Source organism: Oxalobacteraceae bacterium OTU3CINTB1 (genome assembly GCA_024123955.1).
GTDB lineage: Bacteria > Pseudomonadota > Gammaproteobacteria > Burkholderiales > Burkholderiaceae_D > Rugamonas.
Map to the genome: position 1 here is coordinate 5,415,897 of CP099652.1, position 16,072 is coordinate 5,431,968.

Below are 16,072 nucleotides of genomic sequence, written 5' to 3' on the forward strand. Positions count from 1 at the left end.
GTGAATCCGGACGCTGGCTGCGTTATTGCGAGCTGATCTCGGCGTCCTCGCCGGTGCCGCCGGGCTGGCCGTCGCGTCCCAGCGAGGTGATCTCGAACTCGGCCTTGGTGCCGGGCGCCTTGTACTGGTAAGGATGGCCCCACGGATCGGGCGGCACGCCCTTCTTCAGGTACGGGCCGTTCCACTTGGCGCCCGCCGTGGCCGGCGCCACCACCAGGGCGCCCAGCCCCTCTTCGGTGGTCGGATAGCGGCCAACGTCGAGGCGGTAGGTGTCGAGCGATTTTTCGAACGCGTCGATCTGCGCCTTGGCGATGGTCACCTCGGACTTGCCCAGCTGGGCGAAATATTTGGGGCCGACATAGGCCGCCAACAGGCCGATGATGACGATCACCACCAGCAATTCCAACAACGTGAAGCCGCCGGCCTTGCGGGCCGCCGTCCAACCGCGATTCTTCGCCACTTCCATCCGACCAACTCCTTAAATCCACCCGAAACAGTCCGCCGCGTGCCGGGCGCCGCGACGGCGCCCTCAGCGCTACCAAAGGCTACCATGCGCTTTGCCAGTCATACAATCTTTTCTTCGGACGCGCGGTCCACCCGGCGACCGCGCGCCCCGGGGCGGCCGCGCGCCGGCCCGTTTTGGGGGCTCAATACTCTACCGTAAAACACGGCGGCCGCGCGCATGTTCTCTGTGCTTCCTCAACAATGTTGCAAATTATTCACAGGCAATAACAATAACGGTTCAACGCCGCTCCCAGCGGAAACCGAATTTCCCACTGCAAAAATGCTAGTTACCCGAATTTTCATTCCTAAACTTTTCGCCTTTTTATTGTCGCCGTTGCTACACTTCTTGACATCTCCCGCGCAGACGGGAGCACACGCTTGTCCCGGCGCGTCAAGGGGCATCAACGTCATCGTCGCTTCACTCACAAAAGGGTAGATCCATGAAACGCAGCTCGTTCCCCACCGATGCGCCACGCGCCGCGTCGAGCCTCCGACTGACACAATTGGTCCGTGCAACCATCTTCGCCGGCCTGACCATGGCCGCGCTGTCGTCCGCCCACGCCGCCGACGTCACCATCGACTTCGAGGGCCTGCCGCCGGTGGGCCTGACCCATCAGGACGCCATCGTCGGCCAGGGCTTCAACGCCGGCTTCTACTCCAACGACGCCCAAGCGCAAGCGGGCGACGCGGTCGGCGCCATCATCGACGGCACCGATTCGGTCGCCGCGTGCGGCTTTCTGCAGTGCCCGGCCAGCAGCGGCAACTATGCGACCATCATCAACGATGGCTACCTCGAACTGACCAGCACCGCCCCGGGCGCCACGTTCGGCCTGAAATCGTTCGACGCCGCCTTCCTCGGCTCGAACGCCTACGACTACCCGCCAACGCCGGGCTTCCTGCGCGTGCAGGGCTTCCGCGCCGACAACAGCACCGTGTATGAAGACTACGCGTTCTACGCGCCCGGCAGCGAAGGCTTCGAGTTCGGCAGCTACACCTCGTCGTCGCTGTTCAGCAACGCCCAGTTCACCAGCCTGGCCTTCTTCGCCTTCGTCTGCGACGCCAACGGCGATTGCTCGGCCTTCAGCACCGGCCGCGGCCAGTTCGCCATCGACAACATCACCACCTCGCTGGTGGCCGCGCCCGTACCCGAGCCGTCGACCTGGCTGATGATGGGCGCCGGCCTGCTCGGCGTGGCCGGCGCCGCGCGCCGCCGCAAGCTAGCCGCAGCATCGACACCCGCCGTCTGAGCCACCCATCGAGGAATAACACAATGAAATTACGCCCTGTTTCCGCAGCGGTCCTGCTGCTGCTCTCCGGCCTGAGCCTGGCCGCGCACGCCGACGACACGCGCCGTCCGTACATCGTGCAACTGGCCGACAAGCCGCTCTCGTCCTATACCGGCGGCGTGGCCGGCATCGCCGCCACCAAGCCGGCCGCCGGCGCGCGGCTCGACCTCAACACCGGCGCCGCCCAGGCCTATAGCGGCTACCTGATCCAAAAGCAGCAATCGGTCAAGGCGGTCGTGGCCGGCGCGCCGATGCTGTACGACTACAAGGTGGTGCTCAACGGCTTCTCGGCCATGCTCACCGACGACGAGGTGCGCGCGCTCAAGGCCAACAGCGCCGTGGCTAACATCACCGCCGACACCCCGCGCCAGATGCTGACCAATTACACCCCCACCTTCCTCGGCCTGGACGGCGCCAACGGCCTGTGGAGCCAACTCGGCGGCAAGGAAGGCGCCGGCGAAGGCATCGTGGTCGGCATCATCGACGGCGGCATCTGGCCCGAGAGCCCGTCCTACGCCGACCGCGTCGACGCCAACGGCAAGCCGACCTTCGACAACAGCGGCACGCTGGCCTACACTCCGCTGCCCGGCTGGCAGGGCGGCTGCGACACCGGCGAAGGCTTCACTGCGGGCCATTGCAACAACAAGCTGATCGGCGCGCGCTACTTCATCGACGGCTTCAAGGCCAGCGGCCGCCAGCTGCACTGGACCGAGTTCGTCTCGCCGCGCGATTCGATCGGCGGCACCGTCGGCCACGGCGGCCACGGCACCCACACCTCGACCACGTCGGCCGGCAACAACGGCGTGACGGCCACCCTGGGCGACAACATCCAGATGGGCCAGACCTCGGGCATCGCCCCGCGCGCGCGCATCGCCTCGTACAAGATTTGCTGGACCTTCAACGACACGACCGACCCGACCGGCGGCAAGAACAGCTGCTGGGGCGCGGACGCGGTGGCCGCCGTCGAACAGGCCGTCACCGACGGCGTCGACGTGCTGAACTACTCGATCAGCGGCGGCACCGTCATCAACGACGCCGTCGAACAAGCCTTCCTGCACGCGACCAACGCCGGCGTGTTCGTGGCCGCCTCGGCCGGCAACGACGGCCCCGCCAACGAGGTCAACCACGTCAGCCCGTGGCTGGCCACGATCGCCGCCGCCGTCAACAACCGCGTGTTCCAGGGCACCGTCACGCTGGGCAACGGCGCCAGCTACAAGGGCGTCTCGCTCAACAACCATGCCCTGCCCAACACCGCGCTGATCCGCTCCGAAGACGCGGTGCGCGCCGGCGCCAGCGCCGCCGAGGCGCGCCTGTGCTACAGCGTCGGCAGCAACGGCGCCCCGACGCTCGACCCGGCCAAGGTGGCCGGCAAGGTCGTCACCTGCGTGCGCGGCACCAACGCCCGCGTCGACAAGAGCCTGGCCGTCAAGCAGGCCGGCGGCGTCGGCATGATCATGGTCGATAACGGTTCGGGCCTGGTGGCCGAGGTCCATTCGGTGCCGACGGTGCACGTGACCAAGCCCGACGGCGACGCCATCAAGGCGTATGCGGCGGCGCAAAACGCGGTCGCCGCGCTGAGCGTGTTCAGCAACGTGATCGTCCAGAACGCGCCGGTGTCGGCCAGCTTCTCGTCGCGCGGCCCGAACCGCTACGACGGCAACGTGCTCAAACCGGACGTCACCGCCCCCGGCGTCGACATCCTGGCCGGCGTCACGCCGGAGCTGACCGCGGCCCAGCGCGCCGACGTCGTCAACGGCACCCTGACGCCGAAACCGGCCTGGGCGCTGTACCAGGGCACGTCGATGTCGTCGCCGCACGTGGCCGGCGTGGCCGCGCTGCTCAAGCAACTGCATCCGACCTGGTCGCCGGCGGCGATCAAGTCGGCGCTGATGACCAGCGCCACGCCGACCTTCCCCGACGGCCTGGCAGCGCTGCAGCAGGGTGTGCTGCCGTGGGCCCAGGGCGCCGGCCACATCAATCCATACGGGACCGTGCCGCATCCGGCCGACGGCCGCGCCTACAACGCCAAGGGCGCCAGCGACCCGGGCCTGGTCTACGAGCTGGGCGCGCGCGACTACAAGCGCTACCAGTGCGGCGCCGGCTTCAGCAACGAGTGCACCGAAGGCTCGATCATCGGCTACAACCTGAACCTGCCGTCGATCACCGTCAACAACGCGCTCGGCACGGTCGAGGTCACCCGCACCGTCACCAACGTCGGCACCAGCGCCGCCACCTACAGCGGCAGCGCCAGCCTGCCGGGCTTCACCACCGTGCTGACGCCGGCCACCCTGACCTTGGCGCCCAACGCCAGCGCCAGCTACACGGTCAAGCTGACCCGCACCAACGCCGTGTTCAACGAGTGGCAATACGGCGACGTCACCTGGACCGACGCCAACCACGTGGTGCGCGTGCCGTTGACGGCGCGCAGCGGCCGGGCCATCTCATCGCCGGCGCTGACGGCCAGCACCCGCGCCTCCAGCACCGTGCTGTTGAGCGTACTGGCCGGCTTCAACGGCCGCATGGGCGCGGCCGTCGGCGGCTTCAAGGAAGTCAACCGCGGCGCCACGCAAACGGTGCCGGCCATCCTGGAGCCGCTCGACACGGCCGCCGACGTGGCCGCCGCCTGCGTGGCCAACACGGTCGGCGTGCGCGCCATTCCGGTGACGATCCCCGCCAACACCGTGGCCGCCGCGTTCGAACTGTTCGACCGCGACACCGCGTCCAACGGCGGTGACGACCTCGACCTGGTGGTGCTCAATCCGGACGGCAGCGTGGCCGGCGCCAGCCTGCGCGGCGGCTCCACCGAGTGGGTGCGTCTGAACAGCCCGGCGGCCGGCAACTACCGCGTCTGCGTGGTCGGCTACGCGCCGGCCGACGGCGTCGCGACCGACTTCAACCTGTCGTCGGCCGTGGTCACCCGTGGCGACATGGCCGGCGCGCTGAAGGCGGCCGTGCCTAGCCGGGTCTACGAGGGCAACGTGGCCACGGTCACGGCCAGCTGGAGCGGCCTGGCGACGGGCAAGCGCTACTACGGCGGGGTGCAATACCTCGACCTGAACGGCGCCGTCGCCTCGTCGACCACCTTGCTGGTGGAGACCAACAATCCGGTGCCGCTGGCCGAGGGCGCGGCCAAGACCCGCAAGCTGAGCGCGCGCTAAGCGCATCGCGCGCCTTCGCGGGCGCGACGTTCCATCGAAACCGCCGTGCCCGCAAGGGTGCGGCGGTTTTTTTTTACCCCGCGCGGCCGGGCAAAAAAAACGACACATTCGCATGTGCCGTCTTTACCTGCCCGGGCGCGGCGTTGGCGCCGCGCCCCCTTCCCTGCCGCCGGATCGACGTCTTACGCCGCCAGCTTGCGGCGGCGGGCCACGCCGCCGACCAGCGCCAGCCCGGCGCCCAGCATCAGCCAGGTCTCCGCCTCCGGCACGGCGCTGACCGCCGTGACGCTGGTGTCGATCGTGTTGCTGAGCATGGTCGGCACGACGGTGCCGGCCGGCGTCCAGTTCAGCAGCACCAGCGAGCCGGACAGGTCGTTAGTGCCCAGCAGCGCGTCCTGCGCCTGGTTGTACAGCGCCACCGTGAAGACCGAGGCGGCATTGGCGCCCGGATCGGCGGCGCCGCTGAAGGTGACGTTGAAACCGACTTTGCCGCCGAAGTTGACGGCGTGGAACAAGCCGTTCAAGCCGCCCGCGCCATCGTTCACGAAGGTGTAGCCGGTCGCCAGCGAGCCTGCGGCATTGCCGCTCAGCTGCGCGGTGCTCGAATCGCCGAAGCCGGTGAAGCCGCTCAGCGCGGCCTGCGCCAACGGGCTCGACGCGCCGCCCGGGTTGAATTGCAGGTCGATCCAGCCGGTGGACGCGAACGACGACGTGTCGAGTTCGACGTGGAAGGTCGACGCGGCCGAGGCCAGGCTGGCGCAGGCGCCCAGGGCCAGGGCCAACAGCGCGCGGCGCAGGGATGCTACGGGGAGTTTGACGATCATCTGAGGTTTCCTTAGAAATTACCGCTGTAAATTTTTGCCGTGTAGCTGATGCCGGCCGCGCCGGTCTTGGTAAAGCTCAGCGGGACGGTGATGGTGGCGCCGGGCGCCAGCGAACCGACGTTGGCGGTGATATACGGCGCGCCGTTGTGGCTGCCGCTGGCGTTGAGCACGGTCACGCCGGCCGCCAGGCCGCCCAGTTCGATCTGCAGCGGGCCGTTGATCGGGCTGGTGCCGGTGTTGGTCACCGCGTAGTTGCCGCTCCAGCGTCCGGTCAGGCGCGTGTACACCAGGCCCGAGCCGACGCCGCGCACGCCGGCGGTGACGTCGAGCGCGGCCGCCGGCAGGTTCAGGCTGACGACCACCGGATCGTGGTCCGAGGCGCGGTACGGCGCGGCCGTGTACTTGTCCTGCGGCTTGCCGTCGAGGTTGTAGTCGACCACGGTCGGCTCGTCGGCGTTGTTGTGCCACTCGGCCGCGTCCACCACCGAGGCGTTGAGCGCGGCGCTGGCCAGCGCGTGGTCCAGGTAGCCGGCCTCGCCGTTGAAGACGTAGGAATACGGCATCGCGCCGGCGCCGCGGATGAAGCGCTCGAGCTGGTTGACATAGCCCTTGTTGACGATGGCCTGCACCGGGTCTTCGTGGCCGTAGGCGTTGAAGTCGCCGATCAGCAGCACCTTGGCGTCGCCGGCGGCGGCCACCACCTGCGGCACGAACACGTCCACCAGGCGCCGCGCCTGTTGCACGCGGGTCGCGTTCCAGCAGCTCTGGCCGTCGCCCTTGTCGCCGTCGACGTTCGACGGCGCCGGGCAGCTGCCCTTGGACTTCAGGTGGTTGACCACCAGCGAGAACTTGCCGCCGTTGGCGGCCTTGAAGGTCTGCGCCATCGGCGGCCGGTTATTGATCGTGTCGGCGTCCGACAGCGCGTTGCCGACCAGGGTCAACGTGGCCGGCTTGTAGATCATCGCCACGCGGATGGCGTCGGTGCCGGTGGCCGGCGGCTGCGGCACCACCGCGTAGGTCTTCAGGCCGGTGCCCGGCGAGATCGCCTCGTTGAGCGCGTCGACCAGCTTGGTGACCGAGTAGTCGCCGCTGTTCTGGATCTCCATCAGGCCGTAGACATCGGCGTCGAGCGCCTTGAGCTCGCCGACGATCTTGACGCTTTGGCGGTTGAATTCGGTGATGTTGTCGGCGCCGCGGCAGTTCGAGCGCGACGGCGCGCCGCCGCCGATCACGCAGCCCTGGCCGCTGGCGCCGGTGATGTCGGTGCCGTTGGTGAAGGTGGTGAAGTAGTTCAGCACGTTAGCGCTGGCGACCTTGACGTTGCCGGCGGCCAGCAGCGGCGCGGCCGGACGCGGGTTGTCCTGCGAGAACACCGGCGCGACCGTCGGCTGCAGCTTGAAGCCCGCCCCGCCGCCGCCCTTGGCGCCGAAGTCGACCACGCCGGTCAGGTTGTCGACCGTGTCGCCGGCGCGCAGCGAACCGTCCGCGCCCAGGTAGGGAATCACGCTTGGCGTGGTGAAGATGCCGTCGTCGAGGATGATCTGGTTGCGGGCGTTGGCGGTGGCCATCGCGATCGCCTCGGCGCTGCCGGCGGGGAATTTATTGGTGGCCGTCTCCAGGCGGCCCGATGCCAGGGTCACTTCGCCGCGGTCGCCCAGGTATTGCAGCTGGTTGACGGTCAGCGGCGACGTGAAGCGCACCAGCATGCCTTCGAGCTGGCCCAGGTTCGGGTGCGGCAAGGTGACGTTGGTCGGCGTGATGGCGATGCCGCCGGCCAGCTTGACGATGGCGGTGATGGTGGTCAGCTCGGTATAGACGCGGCCGCCGGCCACCGGCGCGTAGTCGGTGACGGTGCCGCTGATGCGCACGCGGTCGCCGATCTGCACGGTGCCGGTGTTGGCGGCGGTGGTAAACACGAACAGGCCGTCCGACGTCGACGGATCGCCGTCGCCGTGCTCGTCCTGGATGAAGAAGCTGGTGCCGACCTTGGCGGTGACGACGCCCTCGGTGGTCTGGACGGTGCCGGCATACGGGCTGGTGTCGCCGCTGCCCTGGATTTGCGGAATCGTGTGGGTCACGGTGGCCGGCGCGGCGACCGTGACGTTGATGTTGCAGATGGCTTGCTGGGCCTGGTCGTTGCCGAAGGTGACCACCACCGGGTAGCTGCCGGCCTGCACGCTGGCGGCCACGTTCAGGCTGGCGCTGGCGGTGCCGCCGGCGGCGCCGGCCGTCAGGAAGTTGGCCAGGCTGATGCCGGGCACGGCGCCGGCCGTGATGGCGGCGCTGTTGACGATGCCGTCTGCGTCGGTGGCGCTCAGCTCGGCGTTGCCCTCGACGCCGAAGGCCAGCGCCAGGTTGGCCGGGCAGCTGGCGACAATCGGCGGCGCCTGCGGCACGCCGCACGGACGCAGCGCGCTGGCGCTGTTGCGCGGGGCCGGCGCGCCGGTGGCGAAGTCGCTGGCGTTGTTGTCGGTGTCGGTGCAACCGCCGGCGGCGCGCAGCGCGGCGGTGGTGTTGCTCAGGCCCGGGCCGTTGGCGCCTTCGAAGAAGCCGGCGTTATAGCCCAGCAGGTCCATCAGCGCGGCGCTGGCCGGCGCGGCGCCGCTCAGCGGCGTGCTGTTGTTGACCAGCGCGACCTTGCCGGCGCTGCCGCCCATCGCCAGCGAGCCCAGGGTGTCGGGGGTCGGCAGGTTCTCGCTGCCGCCGGTGCCGGCCGACTGTTGCAGCAGGAAGTATTGGCCGGGCTGCAGGCTGACGTTGCCGGTGACCTTGCTGACCGCCCACGTGCCGCCGGCGGCGCTGGCGTACTGCACGCTCCAGCCGGTGATGTCGACCGCCGCGTCGCCGCGGTTGAACAATTCGATGAAATCATTTTTGAAGGTGGCGCCGGAATTGCCGCCGCCCCCGTAGACCTGGCTGATGACGACCGGCGAGGCGGCCAGCGCCGGCGCCGACAGGGCCGCCGCCAGGGCAGCGGCGATCAGGGTGCGGGGCCCGGGCGCGGCGGCGCGGGCGGTAGAGGAGACTATCGTGGGCATGAATGGATCCTGTCGGGGAAAGGTTGGCGGAATGGCTCTGTTCCATGATAGGCCACCCCAATGACAGGATCATGACGCATGCCTGGTCCGATTGGGCCGATTCCGCGCCAATGCCGCGAAACAGCATAAAAAAAATGAAAAAGAGTGAAGAAAAAGCAACAAGTCATGGCGGCAAGGACATTGCACACGCCGCCAGGGCAAAAAAAAACCGCCCCTGACCAGGGCGGTTTCTTTTATTCACGGGCGGCGCGTGCGTAGCGCGTCACCCGGCGCGGCCTGATGAATTAGGCTGCTTTTTTTGCTTTGCGACGGCTGGCGAAGCCGATCAGACCCAGGCCGGCTGCCAGCATGGCGTAGGTTTCTGGTTCTGGCACGGCCAGCACTTGCACGTCGGCGGCGTACGAACCACCACGGTTACCGGTGACCATGCCGGTCACTTCCAGATAGTAGTTGCCGGCCGACAGATTGACGGTGTCCAGCTTCCACAGGTCGTTGGTGCCGGCGCCCGAGGTGCCCAGGTCGTTGTAACCGGTGACCTTGAACAGGACGTTGTTTTCGTTCGCGCCGTAACGGATCAGGTTGAAACCGGTGATGGTCAGGTCCTTGACGTTGGTGCCCAGTTTGGTGAACGACGACGTGACCGACGCGGCGCTGGTGAACGGCGTGGCCAGCGTGAACAGGAAGTGGTCGTCGAACGCACCGATGGCGCTGCCGAAACCGTTGGTGGCCGTGCCGCTGAAGCCGCCCGAACCGTCGCTGTACAGGTCAAACGAAGCAGCTTGGGCCGAACCCATGAAACCTGCGGTGGCCAGCATGGCTGCGAAAACTACGCTTTTGAAATTTTTCTTGATCATGATTTAACTATCCTAAAAGATACCGCATCGAAAACACCCTTGGCAAAACGCCATTTTTTTACGTACTTAACAACAAATTCTGCGATGTAAGAATAGTACCATAAAAAATAAAAAGTATTGCCTTATCTTTACGAGGAATGCACTTTTCGCAATTATTTTAATAAAGTCGTTGCCCCCGACGGGGAGAAAGTACATTTAGGAAAGTTTCCCGGGAGGGCGCAACGTCAGCGTCTATAGGGGGCGGCCAGCGGATTGCCGATAAAAACGCCTTGTGCCGGCCACGCAACACTTTTCCAATAAGCTTCCAGTGCCGTGTCGCCGTTCACGTAATGGCGCAGCAATACCTTGCCGTGCGGAAATTTCTGCCAATAGTTGCAAGGTTCTGAGACGCTGCCGTAGCTGGCCGTGGCGCCCGCCTCCAGCCAGCGCAGGCTGCTCATCTGGGCGTCGCCCAGCAAATCGCCGCCGGCCGAGGTCAGGTGATCGGCCAGCGCGCCGGGCAGGAAGCGCAGCGTGTCGAGCCTGGCCACCCGCGCCAAACCGGTCTGGTACAGCATGACATCGGTCTTGTCCTCGAGCACGTCGGCAAACAGCGTGCGCACGGCCAGGTTCTTCTGCGGCACCTGGCCGGACGGCGGAAACGTCGCGGCCCGGCTGCTGCGCGCCTTGTCGCTGGTGACGAGAAAATACGCCGTCGCCTGCGGCAGCTGGAAATTGCGCGCCGTGCCGCGCGCGATCAGCGCCTTGGCCAGCGGCACCGATTGCGTCGGCAGAAGCATGCTCAGGCGGCGGCCCGGCTCGATGCGCGGCAAGCCGGCCGGCCTGTCGAAATACGGACTGGGCTTGCCGGGCCCGCACGGCGTGTCGCACTGGGCCGCGTCGAAACCCAACGTGAACGCCGACGTGATGGCATTGCACTCGACCGCGTAAGGGGCCGTCCACACCATCAGCACCGCCTCCACTTCCGGGCCCAACTGCGCGTCGATGCGTTCTTTGAGGGCCGAGAATTGCTTGGCGGTAAGCCGGCGCGGACTGTTGGGAATGCTGACGTGGGCGATGTTTTGCTCGGGCACCTGGTGCGCCAGCCGGTAGGCCTGGGCCACCGCCACACTGTTGGGGTCGTCATCGTTGACGACCAGCGCCAGAGCGGACGCCGTCAGCGGCGCGGCCCACAGCGGCAGCGACAATGACAAGGAAACGGCCAGCGCGGCACGACGGAAAAACAGAAAGGGAAGGCGCACGGAAAACCCCGGAAAGCGGCGCGCGGGCGGCGCTGTGGTCAACAAAAACAACTCTTCCGCGAGTCTAGCAAAGAAACGGGCGGCCCGGTGAAAACCGGGCCGCCCGGGCGCCGGTCAGGCGCGCTGGTAGACGTCCTCGAAGCGGACGATGTCGTCCTCGCCGAGGTAGCTGCCGGACTGCACTTCGATGAGGTGCAGCGGCAACTTGCCCGGGTTTTCCAAGCGGTGGTTCATGCCGATCGGGATGTAGGTCGACTGGTTTTCCGACAACAAGGTGACGGTGTCGCCGCAGGTGACCTTGGCGGTGCCGCTGACGACGATCCAGTGCTCGGCGCGGTGGTGGTGCATCTGCAGCGACAGCTTGCCGCCCGGATTGACCGTGATGCGCTTGACCTGGAAACGCTCGCCGATGTCGATGCCCTCGTACGCGCCCCACGGGCGGTAGACCTTGGTGTGGTGCACGTGCTCGGTGCGCTCGGCCGTTTTAAGGTGCTCGACGATCTGCTTGACGCGCTGGACCTGGTCCTTGTGCGCGACCAGCACCGCGTCGGCGGTCTCGACGACAACGAGGTCTTGCACGCCGACAACTGCGACGATGCGGCTTTCGGCGCGCACCAGCGTGTTCTTGACGCCGTCGAGGTAGACGTCGCCGCGCTGGGCATTGCCGTCGGCGTCGTGCGGCTGCACTTCCCACAGGGCCGACCACGAGCCGACATCGCTCCAGCCGATGTCGGCCGGCACGACGACCGCGCGTTTGGTGTGTTCCATGACCGCGTAGTCGATCGAATCGGACGGCGAGGCGGCGAACTGTTTCTCGTCCAGGCGCAGGAAGTCGAGGTCGCGGTACCCTTGCGAGACGGCGCCCTCGACGGCGGCGTCGATGGCCGGCGCGTAGGCGCGCAACTCGTCGAGGTAACTTTCGGCGCGGAACAGGAACATGCCGCTGTTCCAGTAGTAGCCGCCGTCGGCCACGAAGGCCTGGGCGGTGTCGCGGTCCGGCTTCTCGACGAAGCGGTCGACGCTGTAGCAGGTGCCGCCGGCGGCCGCGCCGCGGTGGATATAGCCGTAGCCGGTCTCCGGCGCGGTGGGCACCACGCCGAAGGTGACCAGCGCGCCCTCGGCCGCCTGCGCGGCCGCGGCGGCGACCGCGGCCAGGAAGGCGGCGCGGTCCTCGATCACGTGGTCGGCCGGCAGCACCAGCATCAGGGCGGTCGGATCGATGGCGCGCAGCACGTGCGCGGCCGCCGCCACCGCCGGCGCGGTGTTGCGCCCGGCCGATTCAAGCACGATGGCCAGCGGCTCGACGCCGATCTCGCGCATCTGCTCGGCCACCAGGAACCGGTGCTCGTTGCCGCACACGATCAGTGGCGCCTGCATCTGCGGCGCGCCGCTGACGCGGCGCACCGTTTCCTGCAGCATCGTCTGCTCCGACACCAGCGGCAGCAACTGCTTGGGCAGCACCGCGCGCGAGAGCGGCCACAGACGGGTGCCGGCGCCGCCGGACAGGATCACCGGATAAATTTTCATACCACTTCCTCACTCTTATTGATATCGCTTGCCGCGGCGGCCTCGCCGGACGGCTTGGCCTCGCCCTCGGCGCGGCGCTTGTTGCGGCGGTCGCGCGCGTTGGTCCACTCGCCGGTGGCGTATTCGGACACGTGGCGCATCTCGCCGGCGCGGTTGACACTGTAGTCCTTAAAGACGATCATTTCCTCAAGGCTTACATCGTGTAACACGCGGGTGTACTCGAACAGCACGCTGCGCACGACGGTGGCGCCGGCGCAGATGTGGCTGCCGTGGCCGATCCAGGTCGGGCCGATGATGGTCGCGCCGGCCTCGATCTTGCAACCCGAGCCGATATACACCGGGCCCTCGATGGTGGTGCCTTCCCAGTCGATGCGGGTGTTGAGGCCGACCCACAGGCCGTCGGCCAGCTGGATGCCCGGCACGTCCATGTGGGCCACCTCGCCCATCATCACGCTTTGCGACACTTCCCAGTAATCCTTGACGCTGCCGATGTCGATCCAGTTGAAGGTGCGGTTCTGCGCGTAGAACGGCAAGCCCTTTTCGGCCAGCAGCGGGAACAGTTGCGAGCCGATGTCGAACACCTCGCCGGCCGGGATCAGGTCGAGCACCTCCGGTTCGAAGATGTAGATGCCGGTGCTGACGAAGTTCGACAGCGCCTCCTCCTGGGTCGGCTTTTCCTGGAACTGCTTGATGCGCCCGTCCTTGTCGCTGACGACCACGCCGTAGCTCTCGACCTTGTCCCACGGCACCTCGCGGCAGATGACGCTGGCCAGCGCGCCCTTGCGGCGGTGCTCGAACAGCGCCGACTTGAGGTCGAGGTTGATGACGGCGTCGCCGCACCGCACGATCGTGGTGTCGTCGAAGAAGCCGCCGAACTCCTGGATCTTCTTCATGCCGCCGGCCGAACCGAGCGCCTGCGGCACGACCTCGCCGTTATCGGTGGTGTAGCCCTCGAACGAGTAGCCGATCTGCACGCCGTACTGGTGGCCTTCGCCGAAGTAGTCCTCAATCTTCTCGTGAAGATAGCTGACGTTGACCATGATCTCGTTAACGCCATACTTGGCCAGGTGTTCGACCAGATAGGCCATCACCGGCTTGCCCAGGATCGGTATCATCGGTTTTGGCAAGTCGTAAGTGAGCGGGCGCACCCGGGTACCTTTGCCTGCCGCCAGGATCATCGCTTTCATCTTCATCCCTTATCTATATATATAAATGAGTGTCACCGCCACGCCAACGCCCGACGTGCTGCGGCGCAGCGCGTTTGAGCGTAACATCGGTATTGTGCACGCAAAGCGGCGCAAGTGACGCACCCTAGGCGCATCCGGCGCCGCCGACCGTGCCGTGCTGCATTGCCGCATGACCTGCCCCGGATAGCGCATAATACAAGCTTTCCTGTAGCGAACTATAACAGCAATTCAACGAATTCGATAGCATTTGTACAATGGCGATCATAGCACGGGCGCTACTTGCTAGTCACTTTGGCCGCTGCGGGCGCCGTTTCGCCGCAGCGCCGCATAGCGACGGCAAAAAAACAACAAAATATTTCGATTTCATAAAAGATAAGTCCGAGATGAAATTGGCAACGCTGGCGCACGGCGCCTAGCCGGCATGGTAATTGAGTTTTATTTTGACAAGTTATATTGCACTAGAGTAGGATTTGCCCCGGGATGCCCGGCACCGGGAACGCCGCGCGGGCCCGCCCCGCCACCGCCGCTCTGCTTTATCGACAACAAGCTTATAACGGCGTCTAGTCGAAGTGGCATCATGCGCTGCCGGGCGCGTGCAGGCAGACCCGCGAGAGTGGCCTGCGGCGCGGGTTGCGGCGGATCGACGCGGCGTCAAATTGCGTTGACGGGCCGCTTGCGGGGCCGAACGCTGTGTATAATTATTCCCATGGGCCAACTTTTTTGCCTGTCATCCACACTAAGGAGCACATCCATGTCCGCACAGCCAATCCAGCGTCGACAGCTTTACACGTCTTGCGCCATCCTTGCCATTCCCCTTGCGCTGGCAGGCATGGCAGCCCACGCCCAGACCACGTCGAGCACCGCGGGCGTGCTGCGCACCAGCACTGTCGGCACGGCCGCCACCGGCGCCAACAGCACCGTGACCGTGGCGGCCGCCGCCAGCACCGTGACGACGGGCAAGACCGCTGCCGCCACCACCACCACCGCCAGCACCGGCGCGACGGCCAAGCCGGCGACCACCACCACCGTTAGCAGCAGCACCACGCCGACCGTGAAACCGGCGTCGACCGGCACCGCCACGACCAGCGCCGCGCCGGTGACGGCCTATAGTAACACCAGCAAATTCGGCAACTTCCTGCGTCCGTTCGCCGCCAACTCGCTGTGGAACGCGCGCCCGGTTAATCCAAAGTTCGGCACATTCGCCATCCCGACCTCGGATTACTATCCGGTGGTCGGCTCGGGCGCGTACTCGGCCGGCGTGTTCGAAGGCTTGCCGACCGATCCGCCGATGGAGATCGTCGGCCCGGCCGGCAGCAAGGGCCTGTGGAACGCCGACGCCGAGGAATACGTGCCGTCGATTACCGTGCCCCATTTCCCCACCACGACCACGCCATCGACCAGCGGCGACGGCCACGCCGACATCATCGACTCGGCCACCGGCATCGTTCATTCGTTCTGGCAGCTCAAACAGGTCAACGGCAAATGGCAGGCCCATACCTACGGCTGGACCCGGGTCGACGGCAGCGGCTGGGGCGACCCGGCGCGCTACTACCAGGGCGCGCGCGCGGCCGCCGTGCCGCCGCTGGCCGGCCTGATCCGCAAACACGAGATCGATGACGGCGCCGACTCCTTTTCGCACGCGCTGTCCATGTCGCTGACCTTCAACGCGTTGGGCGGCAAGCCGACCTACGTCTATCCGGCCACCTCGGCCGACACCTATGCGGCCAGCCTGAACTCCGGCCAGATCCCCGAGGGCTCGCTCGTCATGTTGCCGCCGTCGTTCGATGTCAGCAAGCTGACCTCGCCCAAGCTGCGCAAGGTCGCCAACACGCTGAAGAAATACGGCGCCTACGTCGTCGACCAGAACGCCGGCACCCCGTACTTCATCTACGTGGAGAACAACAGCGGCTACTGCATGCACTGCATGCCTTGGAACAGCGTCGTGGCCGCCGAGCTGCAACAGGTGCGCGCCGCGCTGCGCCAGGTGGTGGCCGCCGACGGCTGGCTCGATGGCGACGGCAAAGCCATGGTGCCGCAGACCAAGTTCAACCTGCTGTCGATGCGCGGCCCCTGGACCCGCGTGTCGGGCACCGGCACCGGCAAGTTCAACACCTACAGCCAGGCCGTCGAATTCGGCCCGACCACCGCTGCGACCACGCTCACCAACGGCACCGGGCGCGGCTTGGCCGGCGTCACTTGGGCGAAAACCGAGCCCGGTACGACCATGAAGCTGACCGCGATTACCACCGGCGGCGGCAAGTTCCGCGCCCAGGTCTACGGCGGTTCGAAGGTCGCCTTCGACACCGGCCTGATGGAGAACGGCGCGACGGCCCGCTTCGTGCTGCCGACCGGCGGCTGGTATGTGTTCTATGCCATCAGTGGCGTCGGCGCGAGCTCGACGGTCCGGGCGACCCTGGAGACCGTCACGCCTTGATAACTTTTCAATGAGTATC

At 66.6% G+C, this 16,072-nt stretch carries 12 protein-coding genes; 5 read left to right on the forward strand and 7 right to left on the reverse strand.

Translation table 11 applies throughout. The features are described 5' to 3' along the window. Positions 1–22: 22 nt before the first annotated feature. Positions 23–466 carry a type II secretion system major pseudopilin GspG gene (gene gspG, locus NHH73_23375; GenBank protein USX25494.1) on the reverse strand — a complete coding sequence of 148 codons (444 nt, stop codon included), beginning with the start codon at positions 464–466 and terminating at the stop codon, positions 23–25. Positions 467–944: 478 nt separating this feature from the next. Here gspG and NHH73_23380 point away from each other — a divergent pair, with 478 nt between their 5' ends. Both NHH73_23380 and NHH73_23385 read left to right on the forward strand, forming a co-directional pair. Further along, positions 945–1,751, forward strand: coding sequence for a PEP-CTERM sorting domain-containing protein (locus NHH73_23380; GenBank protein ID USX25495.1), 807 nt, complete (start codon positions 945–947; stop codon positions 1,749–1,751). A 23-nt stretch (positions 1,752–1,774) separates the two neighbouring features. After that, positions 1,775–4,948: a S8 family serine peptidase gene (locus NHH73_23385; GenBank protein ID USX25496.1), complete on the forward strand. Its 3,174-nt coding sequence runs from the start codon at positions 1,775–1,777 to the stop codon at positions 4,946–4,948. A gap of 182 nt (positions 4,949–5,130) precedes the next feature. On the opposite strand, the gene NHH73_23390 is transcribed toward NHH73_23385, so the two are convergent. Both NHH73_23390 and NHH73_23395 read right to left on the reverse strand, forming a co-directional pair. Next, positions 5,131–5,772 (reverse strand): NF038129 family PEP-CTERM protein, encoded by a 642-nt coding sequence (locus NHH73_23390; GenBank protein USX25497.1) that lies wholly within the window; start codon positions 5,770–5,772, stop codon positions 5,131–5,133. A gap of 11 nt (positions 5,773–5,783) precedes the next feature. Then, positions 5,784–8,810: an ExeM/NucH family extracellular endonuclease gene (locus NHH73_23395; protein ID USX25498.1), complete on the reverse strand. Its 3,027-nt coding sequence runs from the start codon at positions 8,808–8,810 to the stop codon at positions 5,784–5,786. A 71-nt stretch (positions 8,811–8,881) separates the two neighbouring features. On the opposite strand from NHH73_23395, the gene NHH73_23400 reads away from it, so the two are divergent. Next, entirely contained in the window at positions 8,882–9,028 is a 147-nt protein-coding gene (locus NHH73_23400; GenBank protein ID USX25499.1) for a hypothetical protein, read from the forward strand. A gap of 66 nt (positions 9,029–9,094) precedes the next feature. Here NHH73_23400 and NHH73_23405 read toward each other — a convergent pair whose 3' ends face one another. From NHH73_23405 to NHH73_23420, 4 genes are all read right to left on the reverse strand, one after another. Beyond that, on the reverse strand, positions 9,095–9,664 hold the full coding sequence (locus NHH73_23405) for an FxDxF family PEP-CTERM protein (GenBank protein ID USX25500.1): 570 nt from the start codon (positions 9,662–9,664) through the stop codon (positions 9,095–9,097). A gap of 224 nt (positions 9,665–9,888) precedes the next feature. Further along, a complete protein-coding gene (locus NHH73_23410; protein USX25501.1) occupies positions 9,889–10,905 on the reverse strand; it encodes a TIGR03790 family protein in 1,017 nt (338 codons plus the stop codon). Positions 10,906–11,019: 114 nt separating this feature from the next. Further along, positions 11,020–12,432: a mannose-1-phosphate guanylyltransferase/mannose-6-phosphate isomerase gene (locus NHH73_23415; protein ID USX25502.1), complete on the reverse strand. Its 1,413-nt coding sequence runs from the start codon at positions 12,430–12,432 to the stop codon at positions 11,020–11,022. Further along, positions 12,429–13,619, reverse strand: coding sequence for an NDP-sugar synthase (locus NHH73_23420; protein USX25503.1), 1,191 nt, complete (start codon positions 13,617–13,619; stop codon positions 12,429–12,431). The genes NHH73_23415 and NHH73_23420 overlap by 4 nt, the downstream gene beginning before the upstream one ends. A gap of 254 nt (positions 13,620–13,873) precedes the next feature. On the opposite strand from NHH73_23420, the gene NHH73_23425 reads away from it, so the two are divergent. Together NHH73_23425 and NHH73_23430 are read left to right on the forward strand one after the other, a co-directional pair. Beyond that, positions 13,874–14,035: a hypothetical protein gene (locus NHH73_23425; protein USX25504.1), complete on the forward strand. Its 162-nt coding sequence runs from the start codon at positions 13,874–13,876 to the stop codon at positions 14,033–14,035. 335 nt (positions 14,036–14,370) lie between these two features. After that, on the forward strand, positions 14,371–16,053 hold the full coding sequence (locus NHH73_23430; GenBank protein USX25505.1) for an Atrophin-1 multi-domain protein: 1,683 nt from the start codon (positions 14,371–14,373) through the stop codon (positions 16,051–16,053). Positions 16,054–16,072: the final 19 nt, after the last annotated feature.

Coding starts and splice junctions, on each gene's coding strand:
- NHH73_23430 (USX25505.1), top strand. CDS start 14,371: ATGTCCGCACAGCCAATCCAGCGTCGACAGCTTTACACGTCTTGCGCC.
- NHH73_23405 (USX25500.1), bottom strand. CDS start 9,664: ATGATCAAGAAAAATTTCAAAAGCGTAGTTTTCGCAGCCATGCTGGCC.
- gspG (USX25494.1), bottom strand. CDS start 466: ATGGAAGTGGCGAAGAATCGCGGTTGGACGGCGGCCCGCAAGGCCGGC.
- NHH73_23420 (USX25503.1), bottom strand. CDS start 13,619: ATGAAAGCGATGATCCTGGCGGCAGGCAAAGGTACCCGGGTGCGCCCG.
- NHH73_23425 (USX25504.1), top strand. CDS start 13,874: ATGGCGATCATAGCACGGGCGCTACTTGCTAGTCACTTTGGCCGCTGC.
- NHH73_23400 (USX25499.1), top strand. CDS start 8,882: ATGACGCATGCCTGGTCCGATTGGGCCGATTCCGCGCCAATGCCGCGA.
- NHH73_23415 (USX25502.1), bottom strand. CDS start 12,432: ATGAAAATTTATCCGGTGATCCTGTCCGGCGGCGCCGGCACCCGTCTG.
- NHH73_23390 (USX25497.1), bottom strand. CDS start 5,772: ATGATCGTCAAACTCCCCGTAGCATCCCTGCGCCGCGCGCTGTTGGCC.
- NHH73_23385 (USX25496.1), top strand. CDS start 1,775: ATGAAATTACGCCCTGTTTCCGCAGCGGTCCTGCTGCTGCTCTCCGGC.
- NHH73_23380 (USX25495.1), top strand. CDS start 945: ATGAAACGCAGCTCGTTCCCCACCGATGCGCCACGCGCCGCGTCGAGC.
- NHH73_23395 (USX25498.1), bottom strand. CDS start 8,810: ATGCCCACGATAGTCTCCTCTACCGCCCGCGCCGCCGCGCCCGGGCCC.